17 protein-coding genes are annotated in these 18302 nt (G+C 72.8%); 9 read left to right on the top strand and 8 right to left on the bottom strand.

The window, feature by feature from the left end:
• Nucleotides 1-2: 2 nt before the first annotated feature.
• Complete coding sequence (locus KBX43_RS06535) at nt 3-1031, top strand: ABC transporter ATP-binding protein (RefSeq protein ID WP_043328350.1); 1029 nt, start codon at nt 3-5, stop codon at nt 1029-1031.
• Entirely contained in the window at nt 1024-2040 is a 1017-nt protein-coding gene (locus KBX43_RS06530; protein ID WP_210883751.1) for an ABC transporter ATP-binding protein, read from the top strand. The genes KBX43_RS06535 and KBX43_RS06530 overlap by 8 nt, the downstream gene beginning before the upstream one ends.
• Before the next feature lie 73 nt (nt 2041-2113).
• Here the strand turns inward: KBX43_RS06530 and KBX43_RS06525 are convergent, their stop codons facing one another.
• Nucleotides 2114-2467 carry a chorismate mutase gene (locus KBX43_RS06525; RefSeq protein WP_043328352.1) on the bottom strand — a complete coding sequence of 118 codons (354 nt, stop codon included), beginning with the start codon at nt 2465-2467 and terminating at the stop codon, nt 2114-2116.
• 288 nt (nt 2468-2755) lie between these two features.
• Here KBX43_RS06525 and pcrA point away from each other — a divergent pair, with 288 nt between their 5' ends.
• Nucleotides 2756-5149, top strand: a complete 2394-nt coding sequence (gene pcrA, locus KBX43_RS06520; RefSeq protein WP_210883749.1) for a DNA helicase PcrA — start codon at nt 2756-2758, stop codon at nt 5147-5149.
• 60 nt (nt 5150-5209) lie between these two features.
• Here the strand turns inward: pcrA and KBX43_RS06515 are convergent, their stop codons facing one another.
• Together KBX43_RS06515 and KBX43_RS06510 are read right to left on the bottom strand one after the other, a co-directional pair.
• Nucleotides 5210-5971 (bottom strand): M23 family metallopeptidase, encoded by a 762-nt coding sequence (locus tag KBX43_RS06515; protein WP_176722804.1) that lies wholly within the window; start codon nt 5969-5971, stop codon nt 5210-5212.
• Between the two features lie 259 nt (nt 5972-6230).
• The gene (locus KBX43_RS06510; protein WP_043328356.1) at nt 6231-6941 is read right to left on the bottom strand and encodes a M23 family metallopeptidase; all 711 of its coding nucleotides are present in this window, start codon (nt 6939-6941) and stop codon (nt 6231-6233) included.
• A 403-nt stretch (nt 6942-7344) separates the two neighbouring features.
• Between KBX43_RS06510 and KBX43_RS06505 the strand changes: the two genes are divergently transcribed.
• The 3 genes from KBX43_RS06505 (at nt 7345) to sucD (ending at nt 10252) form a co-directional block, all read left to right on the top strand.
• Nucleotides 7345-7749 carry a cobalamin B12-binding domain-containing protein gene (locus tag KBX43_RS06505; protein WP_030501512.1) on the top strand — a complete coding sequence of 135 codons (405 nt, stop codon included), beginning with the start codon at nt 7345-7347 and terminating at the stop codon, nt 7747-7749.
• A 434-nt stretch (nt 7750-8183) separates the two neighbouring features.
• Nucleotides 8184-9362, top strand: a complete 1179-nt coding sequence (sucC, locus tag KBX43_RS06500) for an ADP-forming succinate--CoA ligase subunit beta (RefSeq protein ID WP_043328357.1) — start codon at nt 8184-8186, stop codon at nt 9360-9362.
• A gap of 2 nt (nt 9363-9364) precedes the next feature.
• Nucleotides 9365-10252 (top strand): succinate--CoA ligase subunit alpha, encoded by an 888-nt coding sequence (gene sucD / locus KBX43_RS06495; protein ID WP_030501510.1) that lies wholly within the window; start codon nt 9365-9367, stop codon nt 10250-10252.
• Between the two features lie 55 nt (nt 10253-10307).
• Here sucD and KBX43_RS06490 read toward each other — a convergent pair whose 3' ends face one another.
• Nucleotides 10308-10577 carry a hypothetical protein gene (locus KBX43_RS06490; RefSeq protein ID WP_043328358.1) on the bottom strand — a complete coding sequence of 90 codons (270 nt, stop codon included), beginning with the start codon at nt 10575-10577 and terminating at the stop codon, nt 10308-10310.
• Nucleotides 10578-10736: 159 nt separating this feature from the next.
• On the opposite strand from KBX43_RS06490, the gene KBX43_RS06485 reads away from it, so the two are divergent.
• Nucleotides 10737-12062: a DUF6350 family protein gene (locus KBX43_RS06485; RefSeq protein ID WP_210883748.1), complete on the top strand. Its 1326-nt coding sequence runs from the start codon at nt 10737-10739 to the stop codon at nt 12060-12062.
• A gap of 78 nt (nt 12063-12140) precedes the next feature.
• Here KBX43_RS06485 and KBX43_RS06480 read toward each other — a convergent pair whose 3' ends face one another.
• On the bottom strand, nt 12141-12668 hold the full coding sequence (locus KBX43_RS06480) for a DUF4190 domain-containing protein (RefSeq protein WP_210883746.1): 528 nt from the start codon (nt 12666-12668) through the stop codon (nt 12141-12143).
• A gap of 35 nt (nt 12669-12703) precedes the next feature.
• Nucleotides 12704-13000 (bottom strand): CD225/dispanin family protein, encoded by a 297-nt coding sequence (locus KBX43_RS06475; protein ID WP_043328361.1) that lies wholly within the window; start codon nt 12998-13000, stop codon nt 12704-12706.
• A gap of 180 nt (nt 13001-13180) precedes the next feature.
• On the opposite strand from KBX43_RS06475, the gene purN reads away from it, so the two are divergent.
• Both purN and purH read left to right on the top strand, forming a co-directional pair.
• On the top strand, nt 13181-13801 hold the full coding sequence (gene purN, locus KBX43_RS06470; protein ID WP_064446563.1) for a phosphoribosylglycinamide formyltransferase: 621 nt from the start codon (nt 13181-13183) through the stop codon (nt 13799-13801).
• Nucleotides 13798-15372, top strand: coding sequence for a bifunctional phosphoribosylaminoimidazolecarboxamide formyltransferase/IMP cyclohydrolase (gene purH / locus KBX43_RS06465; protein ID WP_043328363.1), 1575 nt, complete (start codon nt 13798-13800; stop codon nt 15370-15372). Before purN ends, purH begins: the two co-directional genes overlap by 4 nt.
• Nucleotides 15373-16246: 874 nt before the next feature.
• On the opposite strand, the gene KBX43_RS06460 is transcribed toward purH, so the two are convergent.
• Nucleotides 16247-17275 (bottom strand): ABC transporter ATP-binding protein, encoded by a 1029-nt coding sequence (locus KBX43_RS06460; RefSeq protein ID WP_187694173.1) that lies wholly within the window; start codon nt 17273-17275, stop codon nt 16247-16249.
• Entirely contained in the window at nt 17259-18296 is a 1038-nt protein-coding gene (locus tag KBX43_RS06455; RefSeq protein WP_064446559.1) for an ABC transporter ATP-binding protein, read from the bottom strand. The genes KBX43_RS06460 and KBX43_RS06455 overlap by 17 nt, the downstream gene beginning before the upstream one ends.
• Nucleotides 18297-18302: the final 6 nt, after the last annotated feature.

Genomic DNA, 18302 nt, shown 5'->3' with positions numbered 1-18302 from the left:
TCGTGTCCGAGCAGTCCGCGCCGGGCGCCGACGGATCCGGTCGCCCCTCGGGCCGGCTGCTCGAGGTCGACGACCTTCGGGTGGAGTTCCGTACCCGGGACGGCGTCGCCAAGGTCATCAACGGAGTCACGTACCACGTCGACGCGGGGGAGACCCTCGCCGTGCTCGGCGAATCGGGCTCCGGCAAGAGCGTCACCGCGCAGACCATCATGGGCATCCTGGACACCCCGCCCGGGTTCGTCACCGGCGGCCAGGTCCGCTTCCACGGCAAGGACATGCTCACCATGTCCCCCGAACAGCGGCGGCGGATCCGGGGCGAGGGCATCGCCATGATCTTCCAGGACTCGCTCTCGGCCCTCAACCCGGTTTTCACAGTCGGCTTCCAGATCGCCGAGCAGTTCCGCATCCGGCGCGGCATGAGCCGCTCGGACGCCAAGAAGCGCGCGATCGAGATGCTCGACCAGGTGAAGATCCCCAACGCCAAGGGCCGGTTCAGCAACTACCCGCACCAGTTCTCCGGCGGTATGCGGCAGCGCGCCATGATCGCCATGTCGCTGGCGCTGGACCCCGAGGTGCTGATCGCCGACGAGCCGACCACCGCGCTGGACGTGACCGTGCAGGCCCAGATCATGGACCTGCTCGGTGAGCTCCAGCGGGAACGGCAGATGGGCATGATCCTGATCACCCACGACCTCGGCGTGGTCGCCGACGTCGCGGACCGGATCGCGGTCATGTACGCCGGCCGGATCGTCGAGGAAGCCGACGTCTACGACCTGTACCGCAAGCCGGCGCACCCGTACACGCTCGGCCTGCTCAACTCGATCCCGCGGATGGACGAGAAGGGCCAGGAGCTCCGCACGATCAAGGGCCTCCCGCCGAACCTGATGAACATCCCGCCGGGCTGCGCGTTCAACCCGCGCTGCCCGATGGCGCAGCCGGTGTGCCGGGAGAAGGTCCCGCCGCTGCTGCAACTGGGCAACGGCCGGGCCAGCGCCTGCCACTTCGCCGAGGAACTGGTGAACCGTGACTGAGAACATCATCGAGGTTCGTGACCTGGTCAAGCACTACCCCGTGACCCGGGGCGTGGTGTTCAAGAAGACCATCGGCCACGTCAAGGCGGTCGACGGCGTCTCCTTCGACCTCAAGGCCGGCGAGACGCTCGGTGTGGTCGGCGAGTCCGGCTGCGGCAAGTCGACGCTGGCCCGGGTGCTGATGAACCTGGAGAAGCCGACCGGCGGCCAGGTGCTCTACAAGGGCCAGGACATCTCCAAGCTCTCCGGTGGCGCGCTGCGGCGGCTGCGCCGGCAGATCCAGCTGGTGATGCAGGACCCGTACACCTCGCTGAACCCCCGGATGACGGTGGGTGACCTGATCGGCGAGCCGTTCGAGATCCACCCCGAGGTGGCCCCGCGCGGCAGCCGGCGCAGCAAGGTCAAGGAGCTGCTGGACCTGGTCGGCCTCAACCCCGAGCACATCAACCGCTACCCGCACCAGTTCTCCGGCGGTCAGCGGCAGCGCATCGGCATCGCCCGGGCGCTGGCGCTGCGGCCCGAGGTGATCGTCTGCGACGAGCCGGTGTCGGCGTTGGACGTCTCCATCCAGGCGCAGGTGATGAACCTGCTGGAGAAGCTCCAGGCCGAGTTCGGGCTGTCGTACGTCTTCATCGCCCACGACCTGTCGGTGGTGCGTCACCTCTCCGACCGGGTCGCGGTGATGTACCTGGGCAAGATGGTGGAGATCGGCACCGAGGACGAGATCTACGAGCGTCCGACCCACCCGTACACCCAGGCGCTGCTGTCGGCGGTGCCGGTGCCCGACCCGACGGTGCGCGAGAGCAAGGCGATCATCCGGCTCCAGGGCGACGTCCCCTCGCCGGTCAGCCCGCCCTCGGGCTGCCGGTTCCGGACCCGGTGCTGGAAGGCGCAGGACGTCTGCGCCCAGGAGGTGCCGCTGCTCCAGATCCGGCCGGGCTCGGATCACCCGAGCGCCTGCCACTTCGCGGAGAAGCGGGAGATCGTCGTCACCCACGACGCGGCCTGAACCGAACCGGACCGCCTGCCGGCGTCAACTCGACGCCGGTAGGCGGTTCGTCGTATCCGGGGGCGTCACGGCGTCACAGCGGGCCGCGACCGGCGCGCAGCAGCAGGAGCGCGAGCTGGGTGCCGTCCGCGCCGAGCTCGGCCCGGAACCGCTCCAGGATCTCCCGTTCGCGGGAGAGCACGAGCCGGGTCCCACCGGAGGCCATCCGGGTCGCGCCGACCTCCTGGGAGAGCGCGGCCCGCTCCTGCCAGAGCGCGATGAGCGTGCTGTCGATCTCGTCGATCCGCCGCCGGATCTCACCGATCCGCTCGGCGGCCGTCGCGTCGTCGGTGCCGGTCCGGGACGCCGCGGCGCCGCTCGGGTCGGCGTCGGCCGGCCGGCCGTTGCGCGCCGGGCTGCCGCTGGACTCCACCACGTCAGTCATCATCGTCGTCCCTCTCGGGGCTCGGGCCCGGTACCCGGATCCCGGGACGGAAACGCCCCGGGCTCTCCGAGCCCGGGGCGTTTCGTAGGTCTGTGATCAGGCGCGACCCACGGCTGCCGGACTCCCGGTGCCGTAGTAAAAGTAGAAGCGCTGATCGAACACGTCGTCGAGTATGCCGACCACCCGGGCGGGCGCGCAAGAAGACGCACCAACAGGTGAGACGTGCCGCCGGGCGCCGACCGGCCGCGCGGGCGGGGAAGTGTCCGGCCGACGGCATAGACTCGGACTGCGATGCATCCTCTCTTCGACATCCCCGCGTCCCCGCCTGCGCCGGAGTCCCGGCCGACCCCGCCGCGCCGCCCCGGGGCCCCCGGGTCGGACCCGCAGGCCCTCCTCGACGGCCTGAACGGCCCCCAGCGGGACGCGGTGACCCACGCCGGCTCCCCGCTGCTCATCGTGGCCGGCGCCGGCTCCGGCAAGACCCGGGTGCTGACCAACCGGATCGCCTACCTGCTTGCCGCCCGGGACGTGCATCCCGGCGAGATCATCGCGATCACCTTCACCAACAAGGCCGCCGGCGAGATGAAGGAGCGGGTGGCCGCGCTCGTCGGCCCGCGCGCCCGGATGATGTGGGTGTCGACGTTCCACTCCGCGTGCGTACGCATCCTGCGGGCCGAGCACGAGCACGCCGGCCTGAAGTCGACGTTCTCGATCTACGACGCGGACGACTCGCGCCGGCTGATGCAGATGGTCGCCCGCGAGCTGGACCTGGATCCGAAGCGCTACCCGGCCCGGGGTCTGGCCGCCCAGGTGTCGAACCTGAAGAACGAGCTGGTCGACCCGGAGGAGTTCGCCGGCCGGGCCAAGGGGCCGAACGAGCGGGCGCTCGCCGAGGCGTACACGCTCTACCAGCGGCGGCTGCGCGAGGCGCACGCGCTGGACTTCGACGACCTGATCATGACCACGGTGCACCTGCTCCAGTCGCACCCGCACGTGGCGGAGAGCTACCGGCGGCGGTTCCGGCACGTGCTGGTCGACGAATACCAGGACACCAACCACGCCCAGTACGTGCTGATCAAGGAGTTGGTCTCCGGCACCGAGGGGATCCCGCCGGCCGAGCTGTGCGTGGTCGGCGACGCCGACCAGTCGATCTACGCGTTCCGCGGCGCGACCATCCGCAACATCCTGGAGTTCGAGCGGGACTTCACCGACGCCCGCACGATCCTGCTGGAGCAGAACTACCGCTCGACCCAGACCATCCTCAACGCGGCGAACGCGGTCATCGACCGCAACACCTCGCGCAAGCCGAAGCGGCTGTGGAGCGACGCCGGGGCCGGGGAGCAGATCGTCGGGTACGTCGCCGACACCGAGCACGCCGAGGCCGACTGGGTCGCCCGCGAGATCGACCGGCTGGTCGACGACGGCGACACCCGCCCGGGCGACGTGGCCGTCTTCTACCGCACCAACGCCATGTCCCGCGTGTTCGAGGAGGTGTTCATCCGGGTCGGCCTGCCCTACAAGGTGGTCGGCGGGGTGCGCTTCTACGAGCGCAAGGAGGTCCGCGACGCGCTCGCGTACCTGCGCGCGGTGGTGAACGACGACGACACGGTCAGCCTGCGGCGGATCCTCAACACCCCGCGCCGGGGCATCGGCGAGCGGGCCGAGGCGTGCGTGGAGGCGCTGGCCGCGCGCGACCGCATCTCCTTCGGCGCCGCGCTGCGCCGGGCCAAGGACGCACCAGGCATCTCCACCCGGGCCGCGAACGGCATCGCCGAGTTCGTCGCGCTGCTCGACGCGGCGCGGGAGCTGGCCGCCACCGGCACGCCGGAGGAGGCGCTGGAGGCGGTGCTGACCCGCTCGGGCTACCTGGCCGAGCTGGAGGAGAGCCTCGACCCGCAGGACGCCGGCCGGGTGGACAACCTCCAGGAGCTGGTGAGCGTCGCCCGGGAGTACACCGAACGGATCGAGGCGCTCGGCGCCGAGGACGAGCGGGCCACCCTGGCCGGGTTCCTGGAGCAGGTGGCGCTCGTCGCCGACGCCGACCAGATCCCCTCCGACGACCCGGACCACCAGGGCGTGGTCACGCTGATGACGCTGCACACGGCCAAGGGCCTGGAGTTCCCGGTGGTCTTCCTGACCGGCCTGGAGGACGGCGTCTTCCCGCACCTGCGCTCGCTCGGCGACACCCGGGAGCTGGAGGAGGAGCGGCGGCTGGCGTACGTGGGCATCACCCGGGCCCGCCAGCGTCTCTACCTGTCCCGCGCGGTGACCCGGTCGGCGTGGGGCGCGCCCGCGTACAACCCGCCGTCGCGGTTCCTGGAGGAGCTGCCGCCGGAGCTGGTCCGCTGGGAGCGCACCGAGGGGTCGTACACCTCGTGGGGTGGCGGGGGCGGCGGCGTCGGCGGCCGGGCGGACCGTCTGGGCCGCGGCGGCTTCGCCGGCGGCACGCCGAAGGCGACCGAGCTGGCGAAGCGGCTGGGCGTGGACGCCAGCCGGCTGTCCACGGCGAGTGAGCTGAAGCAGGCCCCGAAGGTCTCGGCCGGGGACCGGGTCAACCACCAGCGGTACGGCCTGGGCCGGGTGCTGGCGGTGGAGGGGGCCGGGCCGGGCGCCCGGGCGCAGATCGACTTCGGCGACCAGACGATGTGGCTGGTGCTGCGGCACGCCCCGATCGACAAGCTCTGAGCGTGAGCGGGCCCGGCCCGGCTCGTGGCCGGACCGGGCCCTGCCCCTGTCGTGGCGCGGTCAGCAGGCCACGTCGATGCCCCGCGCGCGCAGGAACGGCGCCGGGTCGATCTGGTTCCACATGGCGCCCTGGTGCACCTCGAAGTGCAGGTGCGGGCCGGTGGAGTCGCCGGTGGAGCCTTCGTAGCCGATGACCTGACCGGCGGTGACCTTGTCGCCCACGGCGACGGCGAGCCGGCTCTGGTGGGCGTAGTGGGTCAGGTAGCCGTTGTGGTGGTCGATGAAGACCGAGATGCCGTAGCCGTCGCCCACGTCGCCGGCCTTGACCACGGTGCCCGCCGCGGCGGCGTGGATCGGGGTGCCGGCCGGCATGGCGAAGTCGATGCCGGCGTGCTGGGTGCCCCAGCGGGGCCCGTAGCAGGACGTGATGTCCGCGCCCTTCATCGGGATGACCCAGGTCGGCTTCTTCGCCACCGCCTTCTTCGCCACGGTCTTCTTCGGCTTGGGCTTGGCGGTGGCCGTCTTCTTCGGCGCCGGGGTGGTCGCGCTCGGGCTCGGCGCGGGGCTGGCCGGGACGGCGGACGGGGTGATCGGTTCGCGGGCCGAGCGGTCGGCGCGGGCCGCGTCGTCGACGCGGGCCTGTACGCCGAGGTCGACGGCGGCCGGCGTCGGCGCGGACCGGTCGGCGACGGTGACCACGCCGCCGATGCCGAGGCCGAGCAGGGCCACCGCGCCGGTGACCACGTATGCGGTGCGCCGGGCGCGGCGCGGACGCCGGTGCCGGGCGGGAGCGTTGTCCGGGGTGGGGCTGCTGTGCTGCACGGGATCCTTCACCAGTCGAGGGGCACGTGACCACGAAATACTGGTGTCGGCGCAGGTGGTGGCGGGTATCGGGTGGCCGGAGCGGTGGCTGCGGGCCGTCGCGGCGTGCCCGGTTGCGGACCGGACGGGCGGTTCATCGGCGAAGACGATCACCTACCGATGTGGTCCCGCTCACACCGGCGGGTGTGACGTGGCAGACTTCCGCCAAACGAAACCGCCCGGATCGTGTGATCCGGGCGGTGACGGGGCGTACTGAGCGTCAGGAGGCGGCTACGTCGCCGTAAATCGCTTCGATTTCGAGCTGGATGTCCACTCCGCGCTCCTTGAGGAACGCCACCGGGTCCTGCGGCTGGCCCTTGACATGGATCTCCAGGTGCAGGTGGGAGCCGTAGGAGTGGCCGGTGTTGCCGACCAGGCCGAGCTGGTCGCCGGCCTTCACCTCCTGGCCCTCCTTGACCGACACGGCGGAGGAGTGGCCGTAGATGGCCTCGGTGCCGTCGGAGTGCTTCACGATCACCGCGTAGCCGTAGCCGCCGAACCAGCCCGCCTTGGTGACCGTCCCGGCGTGGACCGCCTTGTACGGCGTGCCCTCCGGCGCAACCAGGTCGATGCCGGTGTGCAGCTTGCCCCAGCGCATGCCGTAGGGGGACTTGAAGTCGTAGCCGTGCAGCGGCAGGAGCCACGGGTCCTGCTCGGTGATCTTGCTGTCGGTGCGGTCGGACCGGGACGCGCGGTCGGCGCTGTCGGCACGGGCCGCCGCGTCCTGGCTGGCGACCGAGGCCTGCCGAAGCTCGTCGAGGACCGAGGGGTTGACGCTCTTGGCGTCAGGAAGGGCGTTCGCGCCGATGGCGACGATGCCGGCGCCGACGAACGCGGTGGTGACCACCGCCGCGTAGCGGCTCCGCGGGGGGGTGGGTACGCGACGGCGGCCGCGATAGCGATCGGGCTCAGACGACAGGCGCTGGCGCACGCACACCCTCCGTTGTCGGGGATCCGATGCGACTCCGGACCGTTCGGTGAAGCTCGGTGGAACCTCCGGTGTCGCGTCGTCACCCGTCCGTGGACCTGATGACAACCGTGGACACGTTAGCCAACTGCCACTCCTGTCACAAGCCGAAGCGCCGAACTGGCGATTCGTTATGTCCGTTTCCATCCTGGCTTGTCATGTCTCGTGCCGCCGGTCGGATGGGCCTCCGACTGTCCATTCGTCGCGGACAGTGACCGATCGGCGGAGGTGTCCGACTTTCCGCGTCCGCGCCTGAGCGGTAGGAGAGTAGCCCGGGCGTGGGACGGTCCAGGCCCCGCTTTCCGCCTCCCGCTCCGCCGGGTTACCGTTCGTTCAGGTCAGGAGTCCTGGTGAAAGGTGTGCGCAGATGAGCTCTCGTATCCGGGTCGTCGTCGCGAAGCCCGGCCTGGACGGCCACGACCGGGGCGCGAAGGTCGTCGCGCGTGCCCTGCGCGACGCGGGCATGGAGGTCATCTACACCGGCCTGCACCAGACGCCCGAGCAGATCGTGGAGACCGCCATCCAGGAGGACGCGGACGCGGTCGGCCTGTCCGTGCTCTCCGGCGCGCACATGACGCTGTTCAAGCGCGTCCTCGAACTGCTCGCCGAGCGCGAGGCCACCGACATCGTGGTGTTCGGCGGCGGGATCATCCCCGAGGCCGACCTGCCGGAGCTGGAGCGGCTCGGCGTCGCGAAGATCTTCACCCCCGGCGCGACCACCGGGTCGATCGTCGAATGGGTGCGGGAGAACGTGGCCCAGCCGGTCGGCTGATCCGCCGCATCTGCGGCTCCGGGCACGGGGGAGGGGCCGGACGCACCCCTCACACGCCCGGCCCCTCTATGCACGATGCCCCGCCGCCACCCCTCGACCGACAGGGCATCGGCCGCTCCCGTCGTCGCGCTTGACCAGCGCTCCGACATCACACTCAACGACGCCCCCGACCGGCGGTTACGCCCGGTCCGGCACATCCCCCGGACGGCTGACAACCGCGGCCGCCGCCGCGTGCCGGCGCCGCCGGAAACCGGTGCCGGCCGAAGAGGGCTGTGCATTACCGCACACCCCGCACCCGCTCGGTTGCCGCCGGTTCCCATCTCGTTAGGCTGCGGCAAATGGCCTGTCTCTTCTGATGACAGGCGTCAAACTGATTTTCCAACGCTGGTGGCGGCGCGACGGCGCGCCGCGGAGACGGGACGGGACGCGCAAACGTGGACCTGTACGAGTACCAGGGGCGGGACCTGTTCGAGCGGCACGGCTTGCCCGTGCTCGCCGGCGGCGTCGCCACTACCCCGGAGGAGGCCCGCGCGATCGCCGAACGCCTCGGCGGTCGGGTGGTCGTCAAGGCGCAGGTGAAGGTCGGTGGCCGCGGCAAGGCCGGCGGCGTGAAGCTGGCCGAGGGCGCGGAGGAGACGGTGGCCCGGGCCACCGACATCCTCGGCATGGACATCAAGGGTCACACCGTCCACAAGGTCATGATCACCGTGACCGCGGACGTGGCCGAGGAGTACTACTTCTCTTACCTGCTCGACCGGGCGAACCGCACCTTCCTCTGCATCGCCAGCGTGGCCGGCGGCATGGACATCGAGCAGGTCGCCGCCGAGACGCCCGAGAAGGTCGTCAAGGCTCCGATCGACGCCAACACCGGCGTCGACGAGGCGAAGGCCCGGGAGATCGTCACCGCGGCCGGATTCCCGGCCGAGGTCGCCGACCAGGTCGTCGACGTCGCGGTGAAGCTGTGGCAGGCGTTCGTCGCCGAGGACGCCACGCTCGTCGAGGTGAACCCGCTGGCCACCACCAAGGACGGCAAGCTGCTGCTCCTGGACGCCAAGGTCACGCTGGACGAGAACGCCGCGTTCCGGCACCCGGACCACGAGGCCCTGGTCGACCAGGCGTCGGTGGACCCGCTGGAGCAGGCCGCCAAGGCCAAGGACCTCAACTACGTCAAGCTCGACGGCGAGGTCGGCATCATCGGCAACGGCGCGGGCCTGGTCATGTCCACGCTCGACGTGGTCGCGTACGCGGGCGAGCGGCACGGCGGCGTCAAGCCGGCCAACTTCCTCGACATCGGCGGCGGCGCGAGCGCCGAGGTGATGGCGAACGGCCTGGAGATCGTCCTGTCCGACCCGTCGGTCAAGAGCGTCTTCGTCAACGTCTTCGGCGGCATCACCGCGTGCGACGCGGTCGCCAACGGCATCGTGCAGGCGCTGGCGCTGCTGGAGCAGCGCGGCGAGAAGGCCACCAAGCCGCTCGTCGTCCGTCTCGACGGCAACAACGCCGAGGCCGGTCGGGCGATCCTCGACGGCGCGGCCAACCCGCTGATCCAGCGGGTCGACACCATGGACGGCGCGGCCGAGCGGGCCGCCGAGCTGGCAGCTGCGGGGGTCTGACAATGGCTATCTGGCTGACCAAGGACTCCAAGGTCATCGTGCAGGGGATGACCGGTTCCGAGGGTTCCAAGCACACCCGGCGGATGCTCGCCGCCGGCACCAACGTGGTCGGCGGCGTGAACCCGCGCAAGGCCGGCACCACCGTCGACTTCGACGGCACCGAGCTGCCCGTCTTCGCGTCCGTCGCGGACGCGATGAAGTCCACCGGCGCGGACGTCACAGTCATCTTCGTGCCGCCGCAGTTCACCAAGGCCGCCGTGGTCGAGGCGATCGACGCCGGCATCGACCTGGCCGTGGTGATCACCGAGGGCGTGCCGGTGCACGACACCGCCGCGTTCTGGGCGTACAACAAGTCCAAGGGCGAGCGCACCCGGATCATCGGCCCGAACTGCCCGGGCATCGCCTCGCCGGGCGCGTCCAACGCCGGCATCATCCCGGCCGACATCACCGGCTCCGGCCGCATCGGCCTGGTCAGCAAGAGCGGCACGCTGACCTACCAGATGATGTACGAGCTGCGCGACATCGGCTTCTCCACCTGCGTCGGCATCGGCGGTGACCCGATCATCGGCACCACCCACATCGACGCCCTGGCCGCCTTCGAGGCGGACCCGGAGACCGACGCGATCGTCATGATCGGTGAGATCGGCGGCGACGCCGAGGAGCGGGCGGCCGAGTTCATCAAGGCCAACGTCACCAAGCCGGTGGTCGGCTACATCGCCGGCTTCACCGCCCCGCCCGGCAAGACCATGGGTCACGCCGGCGCGATCATCTCGGGCTCGGCGGGCACCGCCGACGCCAAGAAGGCGGCGCTGGAGGCGGTGGGCGTCAAGGTCGGCAAGACCCCGACCGAGACCGCCAACCTGATGCGGGAGCTCATGTCCGGCCGCTGAGCGGCCGCACCACGCGCCGAGGGGCCGACCGGGGAACCGGCCGGCCCCCTCGCGTTCAGCGGTACCAGTACGGGTAGTACGAGTTGCCCCGGGCCCGCACGATGGCGCTGGCGACGATGTTGATCACACCGAACGCGATGGCCAGCCAGCCGAGCAGCTGCGACTTGCCGTTGCGCCGCGCGTCGCGGATCGACAGCGCGCCGAAGACGATGCCCAGGATGCCGCAGCAGAACAGGCCGAAGACGATGCCGAGGACGCCCCAGAGCGTGGTCCGGTCCCGGCCGACGGCCGGCGGCGGCGGTGGTGGCGGATACGGAGCGTGCACGGCTTCCTCCGAACGGTAGGCGCCGCGACGGGAATGGTCGCGTCTGAGGCCGAGGCTAGACCGGATCACCACCGCTGAGGCGGGGGTTCGGCGAACTCGCCGCGCTGCCGACCCGGTATCGGACTGCCGTCCTTCCCGCGGCGTGCCAGAGTAGACCCGATGTCACGTGTCACCCCTGACCAGCCACGCCGTCCGGCTTCCGGTCCCCGCGCCGGGGAACGGCCACCCGGCCGCGCCCGCCCGGCCGCGCGGGTGCCCGCGCCGCGCTCGGGCGAGGAGCCGCGCAGCCGGGCGCCGTTGCCCGTCGCGGCCGGGGTGGCGGCGCTCTGGGCCGCGCTGACCTCGTGGCTGCCGGTCTCCGTCGTGCTGGGCCTGGCCCAGCTCAGCGAGGACGCCGGCTCGCTCGGTGGCGCGCTGCGCGCCGGCCTGGCCGGCTGGCTGCTCGGGCACGGCGTGCCGCTGCAGACCACAGCCGGGCCGCTGGGCCTGATCCCGCTCGCGCTGAGCGCGCTCGCCGTCTGGCGGCTCACCCGCGCCGGCGTGCACGTCAGCCGGGCCGTCGGCGCGCGCGGGGCCGGCTCGCCCCGCCAGGCGCTCACCGTCGCGGCCGCCGTCGGGATCGCGTACGCGCTGCTCGGCGCGCTCGCCGCGTTCGCCGTCGACGCGGGCGGGCTGCGGGTCTCCCCGGTCACCGCCGCGCTCACGTTCGCCGCGTTCGGCGTGCCGGCCGCCCTGGTCGGGGCGCTGCGCACCACAGGCGTCTGGGTGCTGCTGACCGCGCGCTGCCCACCGCCGCTGCGCGACGGCCTGCGTACCGGCCTGGTCGCGGCGCTGCTGCTGCTCGGCGCGGGCGCGGGGGCGGCCGGACTGGCGGTGGCCACCGGCGGCGGCGACGCGGCCGACATGATCGGCGCCTACCGGACCGGGGTGGCCGGTCAGGCCGGCATCACCCTGGTCAGCCTCGCGTACGCGCCGAACGCCATCGCCTGGTCGGCCAGCTACCTGCTCGGTCCCGGGTTCGCCGTCGGCACCGACACCGCCGTCCGCACGAGTGAGGTGTCGGTCGGCGCGCTGCCGGCCGTACCGTTGCTGGCCGGCCTGCCCCGCGGCCCGATGGACGGGCTCGGCGCCGCGCTGCTCGCGGTGCCGGTGCTGGCCGCGATGGCGGCCGGCTGGCTCCTGGCCCGGCGGCTGATCCGGGCGGCCGCCGAGGAACGGGCCGATGTGGCCTGGCCGGCGCTGCTCGGGCCGGCCGCGCTCGCCGGACCGGTGGCCGGCGTGCTGCTGGGGCTGGTCGCGGCGGTCTCCGGCGGGCCGCTCGGCGGCGGGCGGCTGGCCGAGGTCGGCCCGTCGCCCTGGCCGGTGGCGGTGGTGGCCACCCTGGTGATCGCGGTGGGCGCGGTACTCGGCGCGGCCGCCACCCGCACCCTGACCCGCCCGGCGCGTCCGGCACCCCCGCCCCGCGCCACCCCGGCGCCCCGCTGATCCGTCCGGTGCCGCGCGGGGAGAGAGACGCGCGAGGGGCGCCCGGCGGTCGCCGGACGCCCCTCGTTCGAACGACGGTCAGGCGCCGAAGTTGTTCATGTTGATCGCAGCGCCCGCGATGGCGCTGACGATGCCGACGACCACGCCGACGGCGCCGCAGATCAGGGCGGCCCGCGCCTGGCCGGCGTTGCTGGCCTCGCCCGCCTGGACCTTCTTCTGGCCGAGCACGCCGAGGACGACCGCCACGATGCCGGCCGGGACACCCAGCAGCGGGCAGCACAGGCCGAGCACGATCGAGGCGATGCCGACGATCATGCCGGCCAGGCCCATGGTGTTGTTCTGGCCCTGACCCTGCGCCGGGCCGGCCGGGTAGCCGGCGGTCGGGTACTGCGGCGCGGCACCGTACGGCTGCTGCTGCTGCGCGTACGGGTCCTGGCCGTAGGCGGGCTGACCCGAGGTGGGCTGGCCGTACGGCTGGCCCGACGTCGGCTGCTGGCCGTACTGCGGGGCCTGCGGCGGCTGGGCGTACGGGTCGTTCGGCTGAGCGGTCGGGTCCTGGTTCGGCTGCTGGCCGTACGGGTCCTGGCCGGGGTAACCGGGCTGCATGTCTGGGTGCTCCTCAGGTTCGGTTCGGTTGTGCGTCAGTTGCTGCCGCTGTTGCCGGCGATACCAGCCAGGCCGCCGAGGAGGCAACATCCCACCACGATGATGGCGATCCAGGCCAGGCCGGCGATGAGGGCCCACTTGGACCACTTCTTGGACTCGGCGGCGGCAGCCTGGGCGCCGGCGTAGTCGCCCTGCTGGATCAGCGGGTTGACCTTCGACGCGTTGATGATGGCCGGGATCGCGAGCGGCCAGAACAGGAAGATCGCGACGATGGACATCGTCATGTTGTTGTCGATCTGCTGCGGCTGCTGCGGGGGGTATCCGGGCTGCATGCGACGTACTCCTCGGTCCGACGGCACGCGGCGTGCCGGATTCTTCGTGGGGGTGCGGGCCGGGCGCGAGGCCGGACACCGGGCGACCGGCAGCGTACCGCGAGCACGCCACCCGAGAGGTCAACCGTTGAGCCGCCGCCCCGAGGCCGGGCCGCCTGACCTGCCCGATAGGGTTGCCGCGTGACCGAGCCCGCGTCCGTCGCCCGCCTCGTCGTCCTCGTCTCCGGTTCCGGCAGCAACCTCCAGGCGCTGCTGGACGCCACCGCCGACCCCGGCTTCGGCGCCCGGGTCGTCGCCGTCGGCGCCGACCGGGACGGGATCGCCGGCCTGGACCGGGCCGCCGCTGCCGGCGTGCCGTCCTTCGTCGAGCGGCTCAAGGACCACCCCACCCGCGCCGACTGGGACAAGGCGCTCACCGCGCGGGTCGCCGAGCACCGGCCGGACCTGGTCATCAGCGCCGGGTTCCTCAAGCTGGTCGGGCCGGAGTTCCTGGCCGCGTTCGGCGACCGCTACCTCAACACGCACAACACGCTGCTGCCGGCGTTCCCCGGCATCCACGGCCCCCGTGACGCGCTGGCGTACGGCGTGAAGGTCACCGGGGCCACGCTGTTCTTCGTCGACGCCGGGATGGACACCGGGCCGATCGTGGCCCAGGTCGCCGTGCCGGTGCTCGACGGCGACGACGAGGACACGCTCACCGAGCGCATCAAGTCCGCCGAGCGGCGCCAGCTCGTCGAGCAGGTCGGCCGCCTGGTCCGTGAAGGCTGGACGATCACCGGAAGAAAGGTCACCATCCCGTGAACGCCACTGAGGACGCCGGCCGCCGCCCGATCCGGCGCGCGCTGGTCAGCGTCTACGACAAGACCGGCCTGGCCGAGCTGGCCCGCGCCCTGCACGGGGCCGGCGTGGAGATCGTGTCGACCGGGAGCACCGCGTCGACGATCTCCGGCGCCGGGGTGCCGGTCACGCCGGTCGAGCAGGTCACCGGCTTCCCGGAGATCCTCGACGGGCGGGTCAAGACGCTGCACCCGAAGATCCACGGTGGTCTCCTCGCCGACCTGCGCAAGGACGCGCACGCCGCCCAGCTCGACGAGCACGGCATCGCCGGCATCGACCTGCTGGTCTCCAACCTCTACCCGTTCCAGGCCACCGTCGCCTCCGGCGCCGACACCGAAGAGTGTGTCGAGCAGATCGACATCGGCGGCCCGGCGATGGTGCGGGCCGCGGCGAAGAACCACGCCTCGGTCGCGGTGGTGACCGACCCGGCCGCGTACCCGGCGGTGGTGGCCGCGCTCGCCGACGGCGGTTTCACGATCGCCCAGCGCCGGGCGCTCGCCGCCCGGGCCTTCGCCGACATCGCCGACTACGACGTGGCGGTGGCCGACTGGTTCGCCACCACCGTGGCGCCGGCCGAGGACGGCTGGCCGCAGTTCGCCGGGCTGGCGCTGCGCCGCCAGGCCGTGCTGCGGTACGGCGAGAACCCGCACCAGGCGGCGGCGCTCTACACCGATCCGGGCGCGCCGGCCGGGCTGGCCCAGGCCGAGCAGCTGCACGGCAAGGAGATGTCCTACAACAACTACGTCGACGCGGACGCCGCCTGGCGGGCCGCCAACGACTTCCCGGACCAGCCGGCGGTGGCGATCATCAAGCACGCCAACCCGTGCGGCATCGCGGTCGGCGCGGACGTGGCCGAGGCGCACCGCAAGGCGCACGCCTGCGATCCGGTCTCCGCGTTCGGCGGGGTGATCGCGGTGAACCGGCCGGTCGACGCGGCGATGGCCGGCCAGGTCGCGGAGATCTTCACCGAGGTTCTGGTGGCGCCCGGCTTCGACGAGGACGCGCTGGAGCTGCTGCGGGCCAAGAAGAACCTCCGCCTGCTGCGGGCGCCCGAGTTCGCCGTGCGGCCCGCCGAGTGGCGGCAGGTCAGCGGCGGCGTGCTGGTGCAGTCGCGGGACGCCGTCGACGCGCCCGGCGACGACCCGTCCGGCTGGACGCTGGCCACCGGCGACCCGGCCGACTCCGCGACGCTGCGCGACCTGGCGTTCGCCTGGCGGGCGGTCCGCGCGGTCAAGAGCAACGCGATCCTGCTGGCCCGCGACGGCGCCACCGTCGGCGTCGGCATGGGTCAGGTCAACCGGGTGGACTCGGCGCGGCTGGCGGTCAGCCGCGCCGGCGACGAGCGGGCCCGCGGCTCGGTCTGCGCCTCCGACGCGTTCTTCCCGTTCGCCGACGGCCCGCAGATCCTCATCGACGCCGGGGTACGGGCGATCGTCCAGCCGGGCGGCTCGATCCGGGACGAGGAGACCATCGCGGCCTGCAAGGCGGCCGGCGTCACCATGTACCTGACCGGGACGCGGCACTTCTTCCACTGACCAGGCCGTAATCGCCCGGGTGCGTCGGTCGTCCACCCGACGGACGCACCCGGACGCCGGGCCGTTGCCCGCCGCCGGAACCGGTTGCTAGCGTGTGCGCGGCGACGATCGACCGTCTCCGCCGCCCGTGAGACCGGCAGGTGTGCCATGCGCGTTCGCGACCGGTTGACCGCCGTCGTCGTCACGCTGGCCTTCGTCCTGGCCGGACTGGGATCGGCCGCCGCGCCCGCCGTCGCACCGGCCCCCGCCCCGATCGTTGCCGCGCTCGCCGCCGCGCCGCCCGCCGATACGCCCGCCGCCGCGCCACCTGCCGGAACGCTCGCCGCCGCGCCGGCCGCCGGAACGCTCGCCGCCGCGCCGGCCGCCGGAACGAGCCCGGTCGCGCTGCGTACCGCGTACCCCGGAATCTCCTGGTCGGAGCTTGCCGCCGGGCCGTGGCACGACCACGGCGGCGGCCTCGGCTACGCCGACGGACCGGACGACCTGGCCCCCGCCGCGCGCCCGCGCGTGGCCGCTCCGGCCGTGCCGGAACCAGTCGTGCCCGCGCCCCGGCCGCCGGTCGTGCCGCTGCCGCCCCGCGGCCCGCTCGCCGCGCGCGCCCCCCCGGCCGCCTCACCCACGCCGGACCCGGGACCCGCTCGCCGCGCGCGCCCCGCCGGCCGCCTGAGCCACGCCGGACCCGGGACCCGCACGCCGGGACACCTCACCCGAGCCGCACCGGACCGCCGCGTCGACCCGGCGGTTCCGTCGCGGGACACCGATCACGTACGGCGGCGCGCCTCAACGCCGCCGGGATCGCCCCGGGTCCACGCCCAACCCGCCGCAGCGGAGGCCCCGCCCCCTCTTCCTCCGGGGGACGGGGCCTTCGTCACGCTCACACGTCGGTGCGGACCTCGGCGAAGTGGCAGGCGCTGGGGTGCGGGTCCGCCGCCCGGGGCACGGTCTGCGGGTCCTGGACCGCGCAGACCTCCTCGGCCTTCCAGCAGCGGGTCCGGAAGTGGCAGCCGGACGGCGGGTCGGCCGGGCTGGGCACGTCGCCGCTGAGCCGGATGATGGTCTGCCGGTCGCGGGCCTCCGGATCGGGCACCGGGACCGCCGACAGCAGCGCCTGGGTGTACGGGTGGGTGGCCCGCTGGTAGATCTGCTCCTCGGTGCCGATCTCGACGATCCGGCCCAGGTACATCACCGCGACCCGGTCGGAGATGTGCCGCACCACCGACAGGTCGTGGGCGATGAAGATGTACGACAGCCCGAACTCGTCCTGGAGCTGCTCCAACAGGTTGATCACCTGGGCCTGGATGGAGACGTCGAGCGCCGACACCGGCTCGTCGCAGACGATGATCTCGGGCCGCAGCGCGAGCGCCCGGGCGATGCCGATGCGTTGCCGCTGGCCGCCGGAGAACTGGTGCGGGTACCGGTTGACGTGTTCCGGGTTGAGCCCGACCACGTCCAGCAGCTCCTGCACCCGCTGCCGCCGGCTGCGCTTCGGCGCCACCTCCGGGTGGATCTCGAACGGCTCGCCGACGATGTCGCCGACAGTCATCCGCGGGTTGAGCGAGGTGTACGGGTCCTGCATCACCATCTGCATGTTGCGGCGCAGCCGGCGCAGGTCCGCCCCGCCGGCCCGCAGCAGGTCGCGGCCCTCCAGCGTGACCCGCCCGGCGGTGGGCGTCTCCAGGCGCATCAGCAGCCGGGCCAGCGTGGACTTGCCGCAGCCGGACTCGCCGACCACGCCGAGCGTCTCACCGCGCCGCAGCTCGAAGGAGACGCCGTCGACCGCCTTGACATGGCCGATGGTCTTCTTGAACAGCACGCCCTGGCTGATCGGGAAGTGCTTGACCAGGTGGTCGACGGAGAGGATGGTCTCGCCGCGCACCTTCGTGGCGTCAGCCGGCGCTGTCATCGTGCACCTCCTGCGCGAAGTGGCACGCGCTGGTCCGCCCGTCGCCGAGCACCAGGTCGTGCGGCACCTCGTCCACACAGACCTGCTGGACGTACGGGCACCGGGGGTGGAACGGGCAGCCGGAGGGGATCGCCATCAGGTTCGGCGGCAGGCCGCGGATGCTCGACAGCTCCTGGCCGCGCACGTCCAGGCGCGGGATCGACTCCAGCAACCCCTTCGTGTACGGGTGGGCCGGCGCCCGGTACAGCGCGTGCACGTCGGCGTGCTCGACGATGCGGCCCGCGTACATGACCGCGATCCGGTCCGCGACACCGGCGACCACGCCCAGGTCGTGGGTGATCAGGATGAGCGCCGTGCCGAGGTCGCGGCGCAGGTCGGCCAGGAGGTCCATGATCTGCGCCTGCACCGTCACGTCCAGCGCGGTGGTCGGCTCGTCGGCGATCAGCACCTTCGGGTCGAGAGCCAGCGCCATGGCGATCATGACCCGCTGGCGCATGCCGCCGGAGAACTGGTGCGGGTAGTCGCCGAGCCGCTTCGCCGCGGCCGGGATCCGGACCAGGTCCATCAGCTCGATCGTGCGCCTGCGCGCGTCGGCCCGGGACATCCCGGCCCGTTCGCGCAGCGACTCGCCGATCTGCCAGCCGACCGGGAAGACCGGGTTCAACGCCGACAGCGCGTCCTGGAAGATCATCGCGATCTCGGTGCCCCGGATCTGACGGCGTTCCTCCTCTGGCCGGGTCAGCAGGTCCCGCCCCTGGTAGAGGATCTGCCCGCCGCGCACGTACGCGGGCGGGGTGTCCAGGATGCCCATGATCGCCTGGGCGGTGACGGACTTGCCGGAGCCGGACTCGCCGAGCACCGCGAGCGTCTCCCCGGCGTCCAGGTGGTACGTCACCCCGTTGATGACCCGGGCCACGCCCTCGCGGGTGCGGAACTCGACGTGCAGGTCCCGTACCTCCAGCAGGTGCCCGCCCGGCGGGGTGGGCGAGGCCGGCGTGGGCCGGGCCGACGACTGGGTCATGGGTTG

The sequence above is a fragment of the Micromonospora sp. C41 genome (assembly GCF_018070485.1).
GTDB lineage: Bacteria > Actinomycetota > Actinomycetes > Mycobacteriales > Micromonosporaceae > Micromonospora > Micromonospora chalcea.
This window is presented reverse-complemented; position numbering and strand designations above follow the sequence as displayed.

What these genes read in the sequence shown, in the direction of transcription:
- pcrA (WP_210883749.1), top strand. Translation starts at nt 2,756, where the DNA reads ATGCATCCTCTCTTCGACATCCCCGCGTCCCCGCCTGCGCCGGAGTCC.
- KBX43_RS06485 (WP_210883748.1), top strand. Translation starts at nt 10,737, where the DNA reads ATGTCACGTGTCACCCCTGACCAGCCACGCCGTCCGGCTTCCGGTCCC.
- KBX43_RS06505 (WP_030501512.1), top strand. Translation starts at nt 7,345, where the DNA reads ATGAGCTCTCGTATCCGGGTCGTCGTCGCGAAGCCCGGCCTGGACGGC.
- KBX43_RS06455 (WP_064446559.1), bottom strand. Translation starts at nt 18,296, where the DNA reads ATGACCCAGTCGTCGGCCCGGCCCACGCCGGCCTCGCCCACCCCGCCG.
- KBX43_RS06525 (WP_043328352.1), bottom strand. Translation starts at nt 2,467, where the DNA reads ATGATGACTGACGTGGTGGAGTCCAGCGGCAGCCCGGCGCGCAACGGC.
- KBX43_RS06480 (WP_210883746.1), bottom strand. Translation starts at nt 12,668, where the DNA reads ATGCAGCCCGGTTACCCCGGCCAGGACCCGTACGGCCAGCAGCCGAAC.
- KBX43_RS06460 (WP_187694173.1), bottom strand. Translation starts at nt 17,275, where the DNA reads ATGACAGCGCCGGCTGACGCCACGAAGGTGCGCGGCGAGACCATCCTC.
- sucD (WP_030501510.1), top strand. Translation starts at nt 9,365, where the DNA reads ATGGCTATCTGGCTGACCAAGGACTCCAAGGTCATCGTGCAGGGGATG.
- KBX43_RS06475 (WP_043328361.1), bottom strand. Translation starts at nt 13,000, where the DNA reads ATGCAGCCCGGATACCCCCCGCAGCAGCCGCAGCAGATCGACAACAAC.